Origin of the sequence: Streptomyces aureus, assembly GCF_000725495.1 — a bacterium.
GTDB classification, from domain to species: Bacteria; Actinomycetota; Actinomycetes; order Streptomycetales; family Streptomycetaceae; genus Streptomyces; species Streptomyces aureus_B.
The window spans coordinates 85330-99871 of sequence record NZ_JNZD01000015.1 but is presented as its reverse complement, the minus strand read 5'-3'; the positions used below and the strand labels follow the sequence as shown (position 1 = coordinate 99871).

The window sequence follows — 14542 nt, the reverse complement described above, 5'->3', positions numbered from 1 at the left end:
CCCGGACGCGCGACAGGCTAGGCCCGCACCCGCCACCCCCCGACCGTGCCGCACCGACCGGTCATCCGATCGGCGGTACGTGCCTCCGCGTTGGCCCACTGGAAGCCGATTGCGGCGGCGCACCGCGACGTCGCCGACTCCCGTCTGTCGACGCAGCCGGATCCCGGCGGTCGAGGCCGCCCACTCCAGTCCACCATTTACATAAAAGATGAATATAAAAGGGCTATGCTTCGAGCATGAGTCGTCCAGACGCCGCTCCCGGCGCAACCGCCGCCATCGGGGCCGCCCTCTACGGCCTGGCCACCAGGGCCGCGAGGCGTCTGCCCCGGGACATGAGCCTGACGTCCGCCGCCACCCTGGCCACCCTGGACCGGACCGGTCCGCGGCGCATCACCGATCTGGCCGCGGTCGAGGGCGTCACCCAGCCCGCGATGACCGCCCTGGTCCGGGTGATGGAGGAGTCCGGCCTGGTCGAGCGGCGGGGCGACCCGTCCGACAGGCGGGTCACGCTGGTGTGCCTGACCGAGGCCGGCGCCTCCTATGTACGGACGCGGCACCAGGCGGGTGTCCACGCGTACGAGCGGTTGATCGGCGAGCTCAGCGGCGACGAGATCGAGGCGCTGATGGCGGCCCTTCCGGCGCTGAAGCACCTTGCGGAGCTCGAGAGCCAGGACCGCGAAGGGCCGAAGCGGTGACCGGGCAGTCGGTCGACGGGGCCGCACTGAAGGGGCTCCCGGTGGCGCGTTCCGAGGCGCGGCTGCTGGTCCCCTCCCTGGTGTTCATCGCTCTTGTCGTGGCGGCGGTCGCCAGTCTCGGGACGCCGCTCATCACCAGCGTGGCGACCTCGTTCCACGTCTCGCTCGCCGGCGCGCAGTGGACGCTGACCGTCGCGCTGCTCAGCGGAGCCGTCGCCACGCCGGTCCTGGGCCGGCTCGGAGCCGGCCCGCACCGGCGGGCCGCGATCCTCGCCACGCTGTCGGTCGTCGTCGCCGGCAGCGCGCTCACCGTGCTGCCGCTGCCGTTCCCATGGCTGCTGGCCGGCAGGGCGGCCCAAGGCGTCGGGCTCGGGCTGACGGCGCTGATGATGGGCGTGGCCCGGGACCACCTCCCCGAGGAGCGCGGCGCGGCCGTGATCGCCCTGATCTCGGTGGTCTCGATCATCGGGGCAGGCGTCGGCTACCCCCTGGCCGCACTGCTCGCCGAGCTCGGCGGGGTACGGGCCGCCTACGGCCTCGGCCTGGTCGTCACCGCCGCCGCCCTCCTGACCGCGTGGCGCTCCATACCCGAAGCCCCCGAAGGCCGCTCCGCCCACGTGGACGTGACAGGCGCGGTTGTCCTGGCCGCCGCCCTGCTCCTGGTGCTGTTCCTCGCCGGCGAACGGGATCTGTGGAGCCGGCACCTCGCCGTGGCGACAGGCCTCGCCGTCGCCGCGGTGGCGCTGCTCTGCGCCTGGGCCGTCGTCGAGCTGCGCAGCACGACACCCCTGGTCGATGTGCGGGCGGTGCGGCACCCGGCGGTCGCCGGGGCGAACCTCGCGATGTTCGTCGGCGGGATCGGCATGTACCTCCTGCTCACGCTCGTCACCCGGTACGCGCAGACGCCCCACGGCGCCGGCTACGGCTACGGCTTCGGGCTGACGACCTTCGTCGCCGGACTGGTCCTCGTACCGTTCTCGGTGCTGGGGTTCGTCGCCGGCAAGCTCACGCCACGAATCCGGACGCGGATCGCCGACCCCCTGCTCCTGGCCGGCAGCGCCGTCGTGGTCGGCGGCGGGTTCGCCCTGTTCGCGGCAGCCCGGTCGAACCTGGCCGAACTGTTCGCGGCGATGGGCGTGCTCGGCTTCGGCGTCGGCGGCTTCTCGGCCGCGATGCCCGGCGTCATCCTGGCCGTCACCCCCAAGAGCGAGACGTCGAGCGCCATGAGCTTCAACTACGTCGTCCGCAGCGTCGGGTACTCCCTGGGCAGCGCCGTCGGCGGCCTGATCCTCGCCGCGGGCACCGGTCCCGGCCGCCTCTTCCCCGACGACAGCGCCTACACCACCGCGGCCCTGGTCGGTATCGGCGCCATGGCGGTCACGACGCTGACCAGCCTCGCGCTCGCCCGCCGACGCCCGTCCGAGACCACCCCGTAAGTCGGATCCACTCATCCCAACACTGGAGGTTCCATGCCCAAGGGTTACTGGGTCAGCGCCTACCGCACCATTTCCGACCCCGAGAAGCTGGCCGCCTACAACAAGCTGGCCGGTCCGGCCGTCGCGGCCGAGGGCGGTCGGACCCTCGTCCGTGGCGGTCGGGTCGTGGCGCACGGCGCCGGGATCGCCGAGCGCACCGTCCTGGTCGAGTTCGACAGCTTCGAGCAGGCCGTCGCGGCGTACGAGAGCGCGGCCTACCAGGAGGCGCTGGAGGCCCTCTCCGACGGCGTCGAGCGCGACTTCCGCATCGTCGAAGGCATCGACTGACCGAGGTCCGGTCGGCCAGGCGTCTGCGGGACCGGGCGCTCGACGGGACCCGGGAGCGCGTGTTCACCACCTTGCCGGCCCCGGTGGGCGCCGACGAGGACCTGAGCCGGGTGGTGTCCGTCGACCCCACCCCGTTCGAGCACATCCGGCATACGGCCGGAGCCCGCACGAGGGGCTCCGGCCGCAGAGCCCGCCGGCCTAGCTTCCTTCCGGGTCCAGGGCTTCGCGGACGGCCGTCAGGATGGCCTCGGTGTCTGCGCCCAGGGCTCGGGCCGCCGACGTGAAGTCGCGTGCGAGGGTGGCGAGTTGGGGGGCGCTGGGCCATGCGGGGGCGGGCGGGGGCGCGGCGACCCGGGAGCCCGCGCCGCGGCGGGTGCGGATCAGTTCGGCGGCCTCCAGCTCCCGGTAGGCGCGGGCCACCGTGCCCGGTGCGAGGCCGAGGTCCGTGGCCAGCTGGCGCACGGTCGGGAGCCGGTCGCCCTCGACGAGGCGTCCGGTGAGGATCAGCGCGCCGAGCTGGGCGCGGATCTGGGCGTACGGCGGCACCTGGCTGCCGGTGTCGACGCGGACGGCGAGCTCATGCATGGCCGGGACCCTCCTCCGCCGCATGGTCGTCGACGGCCCGCGGGACCACCAGGGTGACCAGGGACCAGCCGACCGTGAACAGGTTCACCAGGGCCAGAGGGTAGAACACCCAGAACGTCAGCGCGCCCATCGCACCGGCGCAGCCCGTGTCCGTCAGCGAGACGGAGACCATCAGCACGGCGTACAGCTGCTGGCTCGACACGAGCAGGCCCCAGGCCCCGGTCACCGCCCAGGCTCGGTCGCGGCGCTGCTGCGCCCCGCCCGGCCCGTGGGCGATGCGGCGCAGGGCCCACACACAGGTGGGAGTGGCCACGGCGAGCGCGCCGACCATGGGGAGGCTGTAGTAGAGGCCGGGCCAGGGGCCCAGGGACGCCCGCATCCCGTTGCAGGTGACGGCGACGACCTTGCCCGTACTGAGGACGTGGTCGGGGTCGACGGAGGCCGTGGCCGCCGCGACCGCCAGCAGCACGGTGAGCGAGATTCCCTGAAGGGCGATCAGGGGACCCATGCGCGGCGGCACATGGTCTCTGACCAGGCGTGGGGCGAGGCTCGCGGTGCGTACGGCGTCCTGGGGGACCAGGGTCAGCGCGTCGGCGAGGAGGACCCCGGCCACCGCGCACAGTCCGAAGGCCGTGATGCAGAAGACGACGCGCTGCTCGAACTCGACCTGGCCCAGCGTGGACAGCGCCTGCGCGACGATCACGCCGATGGCCAGCCCGGACCAGCGGGCGTAGTGGTCGGCGTGCTCGAGGAAGCGTCGCTGGAACGGGACGGCGTCGAGCATGGGGATCCCCCTCGGATCATCTTGTACCAAGTGGCGAGTACAAGATGCCCGGGGGCGCCATCTTGTGTCAAACGATCGATACAAGCCCGCGTACCGAGGGAGACGGATTCCGGCGCGAGGGGGTTCCCTCGCGCCGGCTTGCTCCGCCGCGTTTCCCTACCGCCGCGTGACGCCAGGCCAACTGCCGTACGGAAGGGCCCAGTAGATCCGAGCACGTCACCCGACGTCCCGGCTCAGACCCCCGTGCGCACCACCGGGATCCACAGCTGCGCCTCGGACCGCGCCGGGTCACCCTCCACGGGCCGGGTGCGCAGGATCTCCGGTCCCGGACGGTATTCGTACGGGTTGGACGGCATCCACTGGGCGGCCACGTCGGCCCAAAGCTGTTGCAGCGCCTCCGGGAACGGTCCGGTGTTCTCGAACACGGCCCAGGTGCCGGCGGGGCAGTCGAGCACGTCGAGGTCCCCGGGCAGGTCCGCGGCGGCCGTCGCCACGGCGTGGTAGTAGTCGAGTTCGGCGCCTTCCTCGAAGCTGTCCGTCAGACGCACGGTCGCCGACACCACGCCCTCGGGGTCCTGGTCGGACAGGCCGGCGATCCGCAGCATGGTCTCCGGCGGGATGCTCCGGACGAGTTCGGCGATGTGCGGGTTGACGCCCCGGTGGATCAGCGGGACGCGGGCCTTCTTTCCGACGACCCGGAATGCTTCCTTCTCCACGACGCGGTATCGCATGGTGCTGTTCCCTTCGACGGTGAGGCGGAAGGACAGCCGGGGCTGGGCGTTCAGAGCCGCGCCGGTGCGCCGGGCCTCGCCGGGGCCGATCCCGTGCACGGCGCGGAACGCCCGGGCGAAGGCCTCCCCCGAGGTGTAGCCGTAGCGGACCGCGATCTCCAGCAGGGTCGGTTCCCCGGCCAGCACGTGGGCCCCCGCGACGGTCAGCCGTCGACGCCGGACGTACTCCGACAGCGACATCCCCGCCAGGGACGAGAACAGCCGCCGGAAGTGGTACTCGGACGTGACCGTGATCCGGGCCAGCGCGGACACCTCGATGCGCTGGTCGAGGTGGCCCTCGATGTGGTCCATGGCCTGGTTCAGCCGATCCAGCAACCCCGGCCTCCTTCCTTTCGTTCGGTCACCAACGTAGGAAGGACCGAGCCTGCCGCACCCGACATTCTGTGCCCGCTGCGGTCGGGTACGACGACGGCTCCGCCGGGTGAGGGCATCCGGGTCCGGGGGAGGTCATCCGAGGCCGGGTGGGGTTTTCCGGGGCCGGGTCAGGCCTTCCGGGGCCGGGTGAAGCCTTCCGGGTCAGCCGGCGGAGCCCAGGATGTGCGCGTCCAGTGCGGCGAAGGTCGCTTCGGGGCGCTCGATGTGCGGCAGGTGGCCGGCCTCGGCGATCGACTCGAACCGCCCTCGCGCGAACGCCCCGGCGTAGGCCCGCCCGTACGCGGGCGTGACGATGCGGTCGCTCTCGCCCCACAGCACGAGAGCCGGGATCTCCACCCGCCCGAGCTGCTCCAGGAGCTTCGGGTCGTGCATGTACGGGTCACCGGCCAGCAGCCGCAGGACGGCCGCGTTGGCCTGCTGGGCCGCGATCCGCTCCTCGGTGAGGGCGGCCGGGTCGGCGGGGAAACGCGCCGGGTCGTGGAAGGAGTACGCGGCGATCTGGTCCGGCCGGAGTCCGAAGATCTCCCGGACGGGCTCTCCGGGGACGGCCACGCCCACTGCGTTGACCAGCACGAGCGAGCCGATCACCCCGGCGTCGTCACGGAGGGCCATCTCGGCCGCGATCCAGCCGCCTACCGAGGAGCCGACGACCAGGACGTCCTGGTGCCCCTCGCCCGCGAGCAAGTCGAGATAGACGCCCGCCAGGTCGCCGACGCCGGTGAGCCAGTCGGGGCGCACGGTCCCGTTCCAGCCCGGATGGGTGGGGATGACGGCACGCAGGCCGTGCCGGTCGGCCAGGTGCGCGGCGATGCCCTGCACGGTGGCGGGCCCGCCACCGCCGTGCAGGACGAGCACGGGGCGGCCGTCGGCGGGTCCGTGCTCGGCGAGGGTGAGGGCCAGGCCCGGGCGTGGGTGGACGGTACGGGTACGCGTGATCTCGGTGTCGGTCATGCGCTCCACGGTATATACGCATACGTATATACGCAAGCTTAGATTCTGGATTAGGATGCGCCCATGACCGCGAACCCGTCCCCCTCCCCCACGCCTCCTGCCCCCTTCTCTTCCGCCGCCGCCGATCTCGAGGAGCTGGGGCGGGCCGTGAAGGAGGCGCAGTACCGGCACCACCGCGCGCTCGACACACGGCTCGCGGCGGTGGGCACGACGCTGGCGCAGTGGGACGCGCTCAGGGCGATCGCCCGTACGCCCGGAGCGTCCGCGCACGAGCTGGCGCTGGCGACCTTCCAGGGCGACCAGTCCTTCGGCACCCTGGCCTCCCGGCTCGCGGCCCAGCACCTCATCGAGCGCCGCCCCGGCCGCGGCCGGCGGATCGAGCACCACCTGACCGCGACCGGCGAGCAGGTCCTGTCGGCGGGAACCACCGTCGCCCGCGAGGTCCTCGCCGCCTCCTTCGGCCCGCTGGACGACGGCGAACGGGCCGTGCTGCTGGGCCTGTTGCGCCGCATCGGCGGGACGGGTGAACCGACGGCCTGACCCGCGCCGCCGTCCAGGACCTGCCACGGCCGGTCGGGCCGTTGCGGCCCCGCGCTCGGCGCCGCGGACGCCCTGGCCGGGTTCGGGCCGATCCCTAGCAGTAACCGTCCACCCTGGCGCCGGCGGACGGGGCGAGGGTTGGCCAGGGCCGTCCGGTGATGTCGGAGGCGGCCGACCGCAGGAGGTCGAGCAGTGTGGAGCCCGGGTAGCCCTGAAAACTCGTATACGCGCCGCGGTAGTAGCAGCTCCAGTAGCTCACCACCCGTCGCTGGGTGCGCGCGAAGAACGCCGGGTTGTCCGCGACGAACGTCCCGTAGGCGAGATGGCCGGGGGTGCCCGGTGTGGCGAGACCGCGAAGCCCGTCGCGGATGACGACGAGGATCTCCAGGACGTACTCGCCGACCAGCTGCACCACGAACGGAACGACCCAGGGATCCGCAGAGGTGACGAGCTGCTCCACGTGGCGCTGGCGGACCCTCCCGTCGCAGTGCCGTGAGTACAAGCAGTGCAGGAGCTGCCGCTGGCGTGCCGACAACGACGCCACCGCGTCGGCCGACGGCTCGTCGCGGTAGAGGCGCCCCGGGATGGTGACTTGGCGGCCCCCCACCACGACCGTGAAGGGGTCGACGAGCGACTCGGATCGGGAGGCGGGCATGACCGCCAGCACTGCCTGGACGTCGCCGGCCAGCTCGGCCGGGAACGCCGCGGCGAGCGGAGCGTTGCTGACGGAAGGCGACTGCACGACTTGATCATAGGCGGAGGCCGCGGCCGGCGAGGGCGGGAATCCGGGGCGTCGGCCCCCGTCCGTCACGACTGCATCACGAACTCCGTTTCGGCTGGTCAGAGGGCCTATATTCGCAAGCTCCCGGATCTTGGACCCTTGCCCGAACGGGCTGGGTCCGGCACTTGAGCGAGCGGAACGACGAGCATGACAGGCAGCAGGACGGCGCGACGCCGCGGGTGGCTGACGGTGGCACTGTTGTGCGCGGTGGCGCCGTCGGCGGCGGCCTGTACTGCGGCGACCGGGAAGCCCCTGACACAGAAGACGACCGCTGCCCGGACGAAGGCCACCGCGACAGCGCCGTACTGCGCGGGCGGGGCCGTCCGGTGGTCCTCGGTGAACCGGGAACGGCGGCTCACCGAAGTCTCGCCGGTCGTGAAGGTCGGCAAGGACGACGGCTCGGTCACGTTCCACCCGGGGCTCGTGCGCAACATCGTGCCCCAGGTCTCCACGAGCGACGACCGCGTATCGGCGCACCAGGTCCTCGCCGCGCTCGCCAAGCACCTCAAGTGGTGGGACGTCGAGGAACTGGCCGCACCCGGCGAGGAATCCGCCGATCGTCAACGCCACCCCGTCAAGGCCGACTTCCTCGGGCATGCGGGGCTCTTCGTGGATGCCGAGGCGGTCCAGGTGGTCGACGCGAGCTTCACCGCGACCTGCCCCGACGGGGACGTGTACGGCAGCGTGACCACGTGGTTCGGCAACTCGGGGGCGTCCCTGGCCTGCGGCGTGAACCCCCGCGCCAAAGAGGCCTGGGTGAACGAGGCTTATCGGCTCACATGCGGTCCGCTCTCGGCGTCGAAGGCCGGCCGCACCCACTGAGCCGGGCGGCGACCAGGGGCGCGATCGAGCAATTCTGCCCAACGACGACCGTCGCCGACCCGAGGTCGCACCCATCCACCCTGCCCAACTACGCAGGCAATCAGGGTGGTTGAGGACCGCTGCGCACACGGCACTTTTCCGCCAACGACGCGCGCGCCGATTGGTCTGGACCTTGACTGGTACAGACCAAAGCTGTTGAGTGTGGCTCACACCCCCCACCCCGGTCGCGGATTGCGCGGCTCCGGCCGTTGCCGGCGCGCACAAGGCCGAGCCTTGCCTCCCTCGCGGCCACGCTCCACGAAGGACTGATCCTGTGTCACAACGTCGCGTGTCCTCCGTCCTGGCCGCGTTGCTGATCGGCACCGCCGCGCCGGTCCTCATGCCGGCCACCAGCGCGTCCGCCGCCTCCTGTTCGAGCTACCCGAACTGGGTGGCCGGCAAGTCGTACGTCACCGGGAACATCGTCCGGTACACGGACGGCAAGGCCTACATCGCCGAGCACGACAACCCGGGCTACGACCCGACCATCAGCACCTGGTTCTGGGACCCCTACGCCTGTGACGGCGGCGGGACCAACCCCTCCGACGGCTTCGTCGTGAGCGAGGCGCAGTTCAACCAGATGTTCCCGAACCGGAACTCCTTCTACACCTACAACGGCCTGAAGGCCGCCCTGAGTTCGTTCCCCGGCTTCGCCAAGACCGGGAGCGACACCGTCAAGAAGCAGGAGGCGGCGGCTTTCCTCGCCAACGTCAACCACGAGACCGGCGGCCTGGTCTACGTGGTGGAGCAGAACACCGCCAACTACTCGCACTACTGCGACTGGAGCCAGCCGTACGGATGCCCGGCCGGCCAGTCGGCCTACTACGGGCGCGGACCGATCCAGCTCAGCTGGAACTTCAACTACAAGGCCGCGGGTGACGCGCTCGGCATCGACCTGCTGAACAACCCGAACCTCGTCCAGACCGACGCGGCCGTCGCCTGGAAGACCGGCCTCTGGTACTGGAACACCCAGTCGGGCCCCGGCACCATGACCCCGCACAACGCGATGGTCAACAGCGCCGGATTCGGCCAGACCATCCGCAGCATCAACGGCTCGCTGGAGTGCGACGGCAGGAACCCCGCGCAGGTGCAGAGCCGCGTGGACGCGTACCAGCGCTTCACCTCGATCCTCGGCGTCACGCCGGGGGCCAACCTGTATTGCTGAGGGGCCGGACACGGTCCGGAACCGAGGGCGCGCCGCCACCACGGCGCGCCCTCGGCGTGTGCGCGGCACACCCGCCCGCGGCATTCCCGCCCGCGGCACGACAGCCACCCGGCGCGCCCCACCCCCCTCCCCCCGCGTGCCACACGTGCGGCGGGTGGGAGAGCACCGTCGCGCCGGGTAGTCGTTGGACATGAACGCATACGATTCCGACATCTCCCCGGATGCACGGGCGGCCTTCGGCTCGGGCACCGTCTCGGCCCGCTGGCTGGCCGGCCTGGACCGCGTCGAGCGGTCGAAGGTCGCGGACCCCCTGATCCGGACGATGCAGCGGGGCATCCGCGCGCTGCCGCTGGGCGGGGCACGCGAAGTGCTGCGCGGGAGGCCGTTGGGCCATCCGCTGCATCCCGTCCTGGTGCAGGTCCCGATCGGCTGCTGGCTGTCGGCCGCCGTCATGGACGCCATGCCGGCGGGGCAGCGGGCGGCGACGACGCTGACGGCCGTCGGACTGGCCGGAGTCGCCCCCGCCGCGATCACCGGGTGGGTCGACTGGGCCGACCTGCCGCCCGAGCAGGCACGCGTCGGCCTCGTCCACGCCGCGACGAACGTGGCCGCGGTCGCCATGTTCGCGGCGTCCCTCACGGCACGGCTCCGGCACCACCCGGCCAAGGCACGACTGTGGTCCCTGGGCGGCCTGGCGGCGGTCGGCGTCACCGGCGCACTGGGCGGACATGTGGCATACCGCCGGGCAGTGGGAGCCTGGCCGGCGGCCTGAAGGGTGTCTCGTAGATCGGTCGGTCGGTCGATCGGATGCAGTCCGTCCGACCAGTGATCAGCTATCCGATGTGGAGCTGGATCGAGCCGCTGATGCCGGCCGATCCGGTCCGAAGTCGGCGGTGGGCCGACTCACCGCCGAACTCCGGAGGCCATCGCGCGGAAGTACCGAACCTGCTCGCCTCGACGGGATCTACCGGACGAGCGCGATCGGCGATCATCGCCACATGGAGCGAGTTATAGATCTCGACGAAGCTGCTGCCGCAGTCGCCGCGCGCCGGCCCGCCTGGCAGGCAGCAGGACTGACGGTCAAGCCTGTGACCTGGCGCGACGAAGCTGCTCCGTGGCCGCAGCGGCTCGAGACCGACAGGTCCAAGGTGAGTGATCCCGACTCGATCGGCATCCACGTACGCAACTCGCGCGACGCCGAACTGCACGTTGTCCTCTACCGCGGCGGGTGGGCCGACGTCGACCACATCACGAGCATCGACGACGCAGGCGTGATCCCTGCCCCGGCAATGACTTCCGCCCAGGTCTTCGGGGCCCTGCTCGACACCTGCGCGGCACGCGTCTTCGGCCTCCGCGTCACCGACGAGTAGGCGGGGTTCTCAAGCACGGTCCAAGAGACAGTGCCTGGGGCCCACCTGACAATTTACGTCGTCGCGGGGACGGGCATTGTCAGGCAGGCCCCGGTGCGGTGTTGGGTGGGGTTCCCCGCCTGTCCATCACGCCGTGACGGCGTACGCCGTGGCGACCGCGACGTCGATGCGGGAGTGCACGACGAGCCGGGACCCGTCCCTGACGACGGCGGCCTCGAAGAGTCTGCGGGCCACCGCGCTGTGGGTGACCACCGAGGTGAGGACGTCGAGGTCGCCGCACTCGCCGTAGGCGGCCATGAGCGCGCCGACGACACCGGGAGTGGCCGCGGCCACGTCGACGACCACGACGATCGGAGCCGGCTCACAGGCGTGGACCAGATCGCGGATCTGCGCGGTGAACGCTCCCCTGGGCCCCGCGCCGGGATCCTCGTGGACCCTGACGACCAGGACGCCGTGGTCGAAGGTGCGGGACAACATCAGAGCCTCCGTGTCGGGACGTTCACCGCGGAACGATTTCCGCGTACGAACGGCGGGTTCCCGTGCGCTCGACCCTTATGCGGCACTTGCCCATCTCATGAGTGACGGAGAAGGCCGGGCGGCGTCAGCACTGACGCCGCGTCACCCTGCCATCGGCCGGCTGATGTCGGGGTGTGCCGGGCCTTCCGGGCGACGGCGTAGACGCGGGCCGCCCGCGCACGAAGGTGGACGTCGACACGCCGGTCGAGGGTGTCCGCACGGCTGGTCGAGGATGCCCGCACGACTGCGCGCGTGGAAGGTGCCCGCACGACTGCGGGCGAGGCATGCGGCCTGCCGCGGGCGGGACACGCGGTCGGTCTCGCGCCGCAGTCCCACTCGTGGCCGAAGGCCCCCACTCGCCATAAGGCTCGGATGCCGGATCAGGCCTCGCTCCCGGAGGCGGCAGCGGACGCGGGGGTGTCCAGGGCCTCGGCCGTCTCCGCCAGGACCTCCTCACGCAGGGCCGCGCAGCAGCTGCTGAGCAGGCGGGAGACGTGCATCTGCGAGACGCCCAGCCGCTCGGCGATGCAGCTCTGGGTCATGTCGCGGAAGAACCGCAGGTAGAGAATGGTCCGCTCGCGCTCGGGCAGCCTCGCCAGCGCGGGCTTCAGCGCCTCGCGGTCCACAACGAGATCGAAGCCGGTGTCCGTTTCACCGATCGCGTCCGCCAGGGAGTACCCGTCGTCACCGTCGGTGAGCCGGGCGTCCAGGGACAGCGTCGTGAAACTTTCGAGGGCCTCCAGGCCGACGCGTACGTCGTCCTCGCTCAGCTGCGCGTACTCGGCGATCTCGGCGACGCCGGGCTGACGGTCGGAGTTCGTCGGCGCCAGGTCCTTCACGGCGCCGCGAACACGGTTACGGGCCTCCTGGACCCGGCGCGGCACGTGCACGGCCCACATGTGGTCGCGGAAGTGGCGCTTGATCTCGCCCACGATGGTCGGGACCGCGTAGCTCTCGAAGGCGTTGCCCCGCGAGGGGTCGTACCGGTCGACGGACTTCACCAGGCCCAGCGCGGCGACCTGGGTCAGATCCTCGACGGATTCACCCCTGCCGCGATACTTGCCGGCGATGCGCTCCGCCATCGGCATCCACGCCTCGACGATCTGCTCGCGCAGGACCTGACGCTCGGGCCCGTCGGGAAGACCCGCCAGGTGCGAGAAGGCCGCGTCGGTATCGGGGGCGTCGTCGTGCCGACGGCGCTGCGTCGCAACAGTGGTGGTCATGTGCTGACAGCTCCCTCAAGGGGTTGCCGCTGAACAGAAACACCATGAGGGCGCACACAGTTTCGAGACACAGCCGTGGCATGGAGCGAACGCTCTCACGGACGTGCCTTTTATCCGAAGCACTTGTTGTTGGGGTCCCCCGACCTTCGGAGCGATAAACACATATCGGGATAATGCGACACAAGGTGAACGGATGATCGTGGAGCGTGACGAGCCAGACCGCCCGCCCGGCCGGCCGCACGCCCGGTCGCCGCTCCCCCGCCCCCTCCCGCCGTCCGGGCTCATTTCTGCAGCCTTCCGCCCGTCGACACCGTCGCCCGAACGCGGCCGCCGGTGGATTGCCTCGCAATTTCCGACCGGCCCGGGAACTCGGCGGCCCTCCCGTCCGACTGCTTCACCGCACGGCCGCGACCAGGCCGTCGGAAGGACGCCGCAGCCCGGCCGTCTCCCGGGTGCCCGTCACCCGGACCCGGGGCGGTGTCGCGCACAGCCGTTACAGAACGAGGTGGTACCGATGTCCGTCAGCTCCGATGCACCCGACCTGCCCGCCCCGGGCGGGGCGGTCACCGACCCGGCCGAGCGGGCCGACACCGACACCGACACCGACGCCGACACTGGCACAGCCACCGGCGCCGACACGGGCACAGCCACCGGCACCGGCACCGGCACCAGCAACCAGACGGACAGCGCGGCCGGGACGCCCAGGCCGGTGCCACAACCCTCCGGCCTCGGGCCGTTGTTGGCGCGGCTGCACTTCTACGCCGGAGTCCTGGTCGCACCGTTCCTGCTCGTCGCCGCGGTGACCGGGCTGCTCTACACCTTCACCCCCCAACTCGACGCGTTCGTCTACGACAAGGAACTCACCGTCGCGCACCCGGCCGGTACCGCAAGGCCGTTGGCCGAGCAGGTGGACGCCGCGCGGGCCCGTCACCCGGAGGGCGCACTCGTCGCCGTCCGCCCGGGAACCGGGGACCGGACGACCCAGGTGGACTTCACGCTGCCCGAGCTCGGCGAGCGCGCGCACACGGTCTACGTCGACCCGTACACGGGCAAGGTCAACGGCCGGCTGACCACCTGGTACGGATCCACGCCCTTGAAGACGTGGCTGGACGACCTGCACCGCAATCTGCACCTCGGCGCGACCGGCCGGTACTACTCGGAGATCGCGGCGAGCTGGCTCTGGGTCCTCGTCCTCGGCGGCCTGGTCCTCTGGTGGCGTCGGCAGCGCCGGAACCGGACCGCCCGACGGCTGCTGCTGCCCGACCTCGCCGCGAAGAAGGGCGTGCGCCGCACCCGCGGCTGGCACGCGGTGACGGGGGTGTGGCTCGCGATCGGTCTGCTGGTCCTCTCCGCGACCGGTCTGACCTGGTCCCGTTTCGCGGGCAGCCACTTCGGTGAGGCCCTGGACTCGCTGGGTTCCGGTACCCCGGGGGTGTCCACCGCGCTGCCGGGCGCCTCCGCCGACCATCAGAGCGGCCATCACCACGGCGGTACCGCCTCCCACTCCGGGCAGGGAGCGGACCCGGCGGCCATCGACGACGTCCTCGCCGCGGCACGGCGCGACGGGCTCTCGGGCCCCGTGGCCATCGACGTGCCGCAGGACGGGACCACCGCCTGGAAGGTGTCGCAGACGCGCAATCTGTGGCCGGTCGGACGCGACAGCGTCGCCGTCGACGCATCGCATACCTCCAACACCTCGGACGCCTCGCACGCCGAGGCCGCCGAGGTCGTCGACCGGGTGGACTTCGCCGACTGGCCGGTCCTGGCCAAGCTGACACGCTGGGGCATCAACGCCCACATGGGCACGCTGTTCGGCCTGGTCAACCAGATCCTGCTGGCCGTCCTGGCGATCGGTCTGACCTGCATGATCTTCTGGGGCTACCGCATGTGGTGGCAGCGGCGTCCCACCCGCGCCGACCGCGGGGCCCTGTTCGGCGCTCCGCCCGCCCGCGGTGCCTGGCGCGGCATTCCGTACGGGGCCCTGGCGGCCGGCGTCGTGGTCGTCGTCGCCCTCGGCTGGGCGCTCCCCCTCTTCGGCATACCGCTCGCCGGGTTCCTGGCGACCGACCTGGTGGTGGGGGCTGTTCGACGCCGTCGCACGGTGACCTCGCCGACCGAATCCGGTTCAACGGTCTGATCCGT

The 14542-nt window shown here is 71.7% G+C and carries 16 protein-coding genes and 1 pseudogene; 10 read left to right on the top strand and 7 right to left on the bottom strand.

Translation table 11 applies throughout. The features are described from left to right. The first annotated feature begins 236 nt into the window (after positions 1-236). Genes IO36_RS21530 through IO36_RS21520 form a run of 3 tightly spaced genes read left to right on the top strand, consistent with a single transcriptional unit; the run spans position 237 to position 2458 of the window. Positions 237-695, top strand: coding sequence for a MarR family winged helix-turn-helix transcriptional regulator (locus IO36_RS21530; protein WP_245173392.1), 459 nt, complete (start codon positions 237-239; stop codon positions 693-695). Then, positions 692-2131, top strand: a complete 1440-nt coding sequence (locus IO36_RS21525) for an MFS transporter (protein ID WP_037622141.1) — start codon at positions 692-694, stop codon at positions 2129-2131. The genes IO36_RS21530 and IO36_RS21525 overlap by 4 nt, the downstream gene beginning before the upstream one ends. 33 nt (positions 2132-2164) lie before the next feature. Then, entirely contained in the window at positions 2165-2458 is a 294-nt protein-coding gene (locus IO36_RS21520) for a DUF1330 domain-containing protein (RefSeq protein WP_037622140.1), read from the top strand. A gap of 198 nt (positions 2459-2656) precedes the next feature. Here IO36_RS21520 and IO36_RS21515 read toward each other — a convergent pair whose 3' ends face one another. The 4 genes from IO36_RS21515 to IO36_RS21500 form a co-directional block, all read right to left on the bottom strand. Further along, a complete protein-coding gene (locus IO36_RS21515; RefSeq protein WP_037622139.1) occupies positions 2657-3043 on the bottom strand; it encodes a GntR family transcriptional regulator in 387 nt (128 codons plus the stop codon). Next, positions 3036-3827 (bottom strand): hypothetical protein, encoded by a 792-nt coding sequence (locus IO36_RS21510; protein ID WP_209441240.1) that lies wholly within the window; start codon positions 3825-3827, stop codon positions 3036-3038. The genes IO36_RS21515 and IO36_RS21510 overlap by 8 nt, the downstream gene beginning before the upstream one ends. A 233-nt stretch (positions 3828-4060) precedes the next feature. After that, positions 4061-4933, bottom strand: a complete 873-nt coding sequence (locus IO36_RS21505; RefSeq protein ID WP_037622137.1) for an AraC family transcriptional regulator — start codon at positions 4931-4933, stop codon at positions 4061-4063. A gap of 201 nt (positions 4934-5134) precedes the next feature. Further along, positions 5135-5944 carry an alpha/beta fold hydrolase gene (locus IO36_RS21500; protein WP_051900785.1) on the bottom strand — a complete coding sequence of 270 codons (810 nt, stop codon included), beginning with the start codon at positions 5942-5944 and terminating at the stop codon, positions 5135-5137. Positions 5945-6007: 63 nt separating this feature from the next. Here IO36_RS21500 and IO36_RS21495 point away from each other — a divergent pair, with 63 nt between their 5' ends. Next, positions 6008-6484, top strand: coding sequence for a MarR family winged helix-turn-helix transcriptional regulator (locus tag IO36_RS21495; RefSeq protein ID WP_051900783.1), 477 nt, complete (start codon positions 6008-6010; stop codon positions 6482-6484). 94 nt (positions 6485-6578) lie between these two features. Here the strand turns inward: IO36_RS21495 and IO36_RS21490 are convergent, their stop codons facing one another. Continuing rightward, entirely contained in the window at positions 6579-7226 is a 648-nt protein-coding gene (locus IO36_RS21490; protein WP_037622136.1) for a hypothetical protein, read from the bottom strand. A gap of 186 nt (positions 7227-7412) precedes the next feature. Here IO36_RS21490 and IO36_RS21485 point away from each other — a divergent pair, with 186 nt between their 5' ends. The 5 genes and pseudogenes from IO36_RS21485 (at position 7413) to IO36_RS21470 (ending at position 10661) form a co-directional block, all read left to right on the top strand. Next, the gene (locus IO36_RS21485) at positions 7413-8087 is read left to right on the top strand and encodes a hypothetical protein (protein ID WP_158997422.1); all 675 of its coding nucleotides are present in this window, start codon (positions 7413-7415) and stop codon (positions 8085-8087) included. A gap of 313 nt (positions 8088-8400) precedes the next feature. After that, positions 8401-9291 (top strand): glycoside hydrolase family 19 protein, encoded by an 891-nt coding sequence (locus IO36_RS21480; RefSeq protein WP_037622134.1) that lies wholly within the window; start codon positions 8401-8403, stop codon positions 9289-9291. Positions 9292-9481: 190 nt separating this feature from the next. After that, positions 9482-10063: a DUF2231 domain-containing protein gene (locus IO36_RS21475; protein WP_051900782.1), complete on the top strand. Its 582-nt coding sequence runs from the start codon at positions 9482-9484 to the stop codon at positions 10061-10063. A gap of 35 nt (positions 10064-10098) precedes the next feature. Continuing rightward, positions 10099-10267: pseudogene (locus tag IO36_RS47730) on the top strand (IS5/IS1182 family transposase); the annotation flags it as partial. A 22-nt stretch (positions 10268-10289) separates the two neighbouring features. Next, entirely contained in the window at positions 10290-10661 is a 372-nt protein-coding gene (locus tag IO36_RS21470; protein ID WP_037622133.1) for a hypothetical protein, read from the top strand. A 126-nt stretch (positions 10662-10787) separates the two neighbouring features. Here IO36_RS21470 and IO36_RS21465 read toward each other — a convergent pair whose 3' ends face one another. Next, positions 10788-11138, bottom strand: a complete 351-nt coding sequence (locus tag IO36_RS21465; protein ID WP_037622132.1) for a hypothetical protein — start codon at positions 11136-11138, stop codon at positions 10788-10790. Between the two features lie 419 nt (positions 11139-11557). Next, complete coding sequence (locus IO36_RS21460) at positions 11558-12400, bottom strand: RNA polymerase sigma factor SigF (RefSeq protein ID WP_051900780.1); 843 nt, start codon at positions 12398-12400, stop codon at positions 11558-11560. A 514-nt stretch (positions 12401-12914) separates the two neighbouring features. Here IO36_RS21460 and IO36_RS21455 point away from each other — a divergent pair. Continuing rightward, positions 12915-14537, top strand: a complete 1623-nt coding sequence (locus tag IO36_RS21455; protein WP_037622131.1) for a PepSY-associated TM helix domain-containing protein — start codon at positions 12915-12917, stop codon at positions 14535-14537. The last annotated feature ends 5 nt before the right edge of the window (positions 14538-14542 follow it).

What these genes read in the sequence shown, in the direction of transcription:
- IO36_RS21530 (WP_245173392.1), top strand. Translation starts at nt 237, where the DNA reads ATGAGTCGTCCAGACGCCGCTCCCGGCGCAACCGCCGCCATCGGGGCC.
- IO36_RS21520 (WP_037622140.1), top strand. Translation starts at nt 2,165, where the DNA reads ATGCCCAAGGGTTACTGGGTCAGCGCCTACCGCACCATTTCCGACCCC.
- IO36_RS21515 (WP_037622139.1), bottom strand. Translation starts at nt 3,043, where the DNA reads ATGCATGAGCTCGCCGTCCGCGTCGACACCGGCAGCCAGGTGCCGCCG.
- IO36_RS21510 (WP_209441240.1), bottom strand. Translation starts at nt 3,827, where the DNA reads ATGCTCGACGCCGTCCCGTTCCAGCGACGCTTCCTCGAGCACGCCGAC.
- IO36_RS21500 (WP_051900785.1), bottom strand. Translation starts at nt 5,944, where the DNA reads ATGACCGACACCGAGATCACGCGTACCCGTACCGTCCACCCACGCCCG.
- IO36_RS21495 (WP_051900783.1), top strand. Translation starts at nt 6,008, where the DNA reads ATGACCGCGAACCCGTCCCCCTCCCCCACGCCTCCTGCCCCCTTCTCT.
- IO36_RS21485 (WP_158997422.1), top strand. Translation starts at nt 7,413, where the DNA reads ATGACAGGCAGCAGGACGGCGCGACGCCGCGGGTGGCTGACGGTGGCA.
- IO36_RS21475 (WP_051900782.1), top strand. Translation starts at nt 9,482, where the DNA reads ATGAACGCATACGATTCCGACATCTCCCCGGATGCACGGGCGGCCTTC.
- IO36_RS21470 (WP_037622133.1), top strand. Translation starts at nt 10,290, where the DNA reads ATGGAGCGAGTTATAGATCTCGACGAAGCTGCTGCCGCAGTCGCCGCG.
- IO36_RS21465 (WP_037622132.1), bottom strand. Translation starts at nt 11,138, where the DNA reads ATGTTGTCCCGCACCTTCGACCACGGCGTCCTGGTCGTCAGGGTCCAC.
- IO36_RS21460 (WP_051900780.1), bottom strand. Translation starts at nt 12,400, where the DNA reads ATGACCACCACTGTTGCGACGCAGCGCCGTCGGCACGACGACGCCCCC.
- IO36_RS21455 (WP_037622131.1), top strand. Translation starts at nt 12,915, where the DNA reads ATGTCCGTCAGCTCCGATGCACCCGACCTGCCCGCCCCGGGCGGGGCG.